Genomic DNA, 2,538 nt, shown 5'->3' on the forward strand with positions numbered 1-2,538 from the left:
CCGAAGGGCGTCGAGCTCGCCGCATAACCCCAGCAACCCTGAACCACCCCAAACCCGACAGAGGTGCCTTGACGAAGGACATAGAGGCACCCCCCGGCCGCAGGGCGACCCTACGTCAAGGAGGCACATGCAAGCGCAAGACCCCTGCCCGCTCGCGGATCGGCGAGTGTGTGAGGCCACCCGCAACCTCGCTCTCGCCGTACTGAGACGCATGGCCGTGACGGCGGTAGCGATCGAGCCGCGCATCAGGACTCTCGTCGCCACCCGCAACGACCCCGGCTATGCCTTGTGGCGTTTGCATGGCGACGACGGACGACTCCTCCTCCGGTTCGACCTGCAAAAGCCGCCGGACCCGATCTGGGACAAGCTCACCGCCGATCTGTGCCTACTCGCGCGGCTCGCGGACCTGCGCACGCACCCGCCCGGCTACTACTACGTTCACCCGCTGGCCGACCCGCGTGACGTCGCGGTCCCTCTTCCCGCCAACCCCCGGGGGCCTTCCCCCGCGCACGATTGGACCTCTCCAGTGATCGCCACGACACCTGCCCTGCTCGTCTCCCCGAACGGCGAAGTCGAAGAACTGCTGCTCGACTCATGCCATGCAGACCAACTCCGCTGCATCGGCTTCTATGTCGAAGCCCCGCGTGCGCACCAACTCGGCCGCCGGGCAGTCGTCCACGCCGGACGTGGCGCCGAGTCGGTGAACGACGTCGCCCGGCAGGCGTGGATGAGTATCACCGGAGGAAGCCGACCGCCCCTCCTGCGAGGCCCCGTCGTGATCACCGGCGCGACCAACCACGCCGGCGACCTCACGCCCCTGCCCGAACTCAGCGCCGAGGCAATCCATCGTGCAGCGGGTCTGCTCTCCGGGGCGACGACGACCATCGGCTTCAAGGTGAGCGCAGTCCAGCACCGCGGCGGCCGGAACTACCAGTGCGACGCTTATGCGATCAGACGGAACAAGAACACCGGCCGGTGGGCCTTCGCCGTCCTCGACGGAATCGGCGACAGGCCCCAAGTCCGCCACTTCGCCCAAAGGTTCGCCCCCCTCATCGCCCAGGAGGCAGCCCGGCACGGCAGCCCCGCCCGCGCCCTCGCGGCGGCGCGAGTGCAAGCCCGCAACGAACTGCGGTGGGACTTCGACCCCCGCACCGACCCGAGCACCGTCGCCGTCGTTGCCGTGGCCGACCACCGGTTACCCCTCATCCGCGTCGGCTGGTGCGGCGACGCGCGGGCCTACCGACTGGCCCCGATCGGCATATCCCAGCTCGTCACCCACGATCACAACTACGCCCAGGACCTGCGCAGCCGAGGGCGCACCCCCGGGCCGTACGACCGAAACGTCCTCACCTCCTGCCTGATGAACGGCGACATCGGCACGGCCACCATCGAGAGAGGCCACACACGCCGACTGCTGTTGTGCACTGACGGCGCGTACGCGCCCCTCGAAGAACGAGGTCAAGACGTCGGCGGCATCCTCGACCTGGCCGACGACGCGAAGGACGCCGCCGCCCTGGTCGTTGACGACGCGATAGCCGCCTGCGCGGACGAGTTCCCCGACAACGCCACCGCGCTCGTCGTGGACATCGCTCAAGCCTGACCCTCCCCCCTTGTCCGTCCGAGAAGTGGCCGCCCTCTACCCAGAATGCATATAGAAAAGAAGCATTCAGGGGTGGCTCGTATCCCAACCGGAGGCGTCCATGTCCGCCCGCCCCTCGATACCGACGCTCAACACGCCCGAACACCACTTCGGCGCCATGTTCCTGATCCTCATGACCCGCTCGCCGGACGACGAGACGCTGCGCGCTGCCCTGCGCCTCGCCGAAAACGCCGCCGTCGCGGCCTGGGCCCTGCGCCCGGAGGAGCTGATCACCCTCACCGTCGAGCAGTACCGGCAGCTCCTCGACTACACCGCCGCCGCTGAGGTCTTCGACCTGGCCTTGTTCCTGGGCGGTGACAGGAAGCAGATCCGCACCCTCATGGACTACATCGCCGGAGTGATGGCGGAAGCCCACGCGCGCTACCCCTCCCCTAACCCCCAGGCCTGACACGCCTGTTGGCCCCCACAACACCCCGAAGGAAACCGTGACCAGTACACCCGACCCGCAGTGGCGGGTCATCTTCCATGAGCCGACTCCCGGCGAGATGACGATCGTGGCCGTCGAGCCCCCTCCCGCCGGCGACGCCGCCCACGACGAGCGGTGCGCCGAACTGCAGGCATCCAGCCAGCGCGCTTACGTCATCACCGCACCAGACCAAGTCGCCGCCGGGACCACCGCCAGCCGGGTCTGGGCCAAAGAACTCGTCACCAACCCGGCACGACTGGCAACCGCAGACGCCTGCCTCGCCGCCAACCGACGGTCCAACTAACCCCAATGGAGAACGACATGAACCCCAACTCATTGAAGGAACTGTGCGCGAGTCTCGTGCGCCGCTTGAGCCTGAGTAATTGTCAAGACTTGTGGATCAGTTGAGGTGGATCACGCTGCGAGGGTCTTGTCTCGTTCGACGAGGAGGCCGTTCTCGAAGCGGGCGCCA

The 2,538-nt window shown here is 67.7% G+C and carries 3 protein-coding genes; all 3 read left to right on the forward strand.

From position 1 onward, the window contains the following. Window positions 1-127 precede the first annotated feature (127 nt). Window positions 128-1,600, forward strand: coding sequence for a PP2C family protein-serine/threonine phosphatase (locus tag ACIBAF_RS49200; RefSeq protein WP_399473389.1), 1,473 nt, complete (start codon window positions 128-130; stop codon window positions 1,598-1,600). 100 nt (window positions 1,601-1,700) lie between these two features. Then, window positions 1,701-2,048: a hypothetical protein gene (locus tag ACIBAF_RS49205; protein WP_399473391.1), complete on the forward strand. Its 348-nt coding sequence runs from the start codon at window positions 1,701-1,703 to the stop codon at window positions 2,046-2,048. A gap of 37 nt (window positions 2,049-2,085) precedes the next feature. Continuing rightward, window positions 2,086-2,370 carry a hypothetical protein gene (locus ACIBAF_RS49210; protein WP_399473393.1) on the forward strand — a complete coding sequence of 95 codons (285 nt, stop codon included), beginning with the start codon at window positions 2,086-2,088 and terminating at the stop codon, window positions 2,368-2,370. The last annotated feature ends 168 nt before the right edge of the window (window positions 2,371-2,538 follow it).

This window comes from Streptomyces sp. NPDC051677 (assembly GCF_044453465.1).
Lineage (GTDB): Bacteria > Actinomycetota > Actinomycetes > Streptomycetales > Streptomycetaceae > Streptomyces.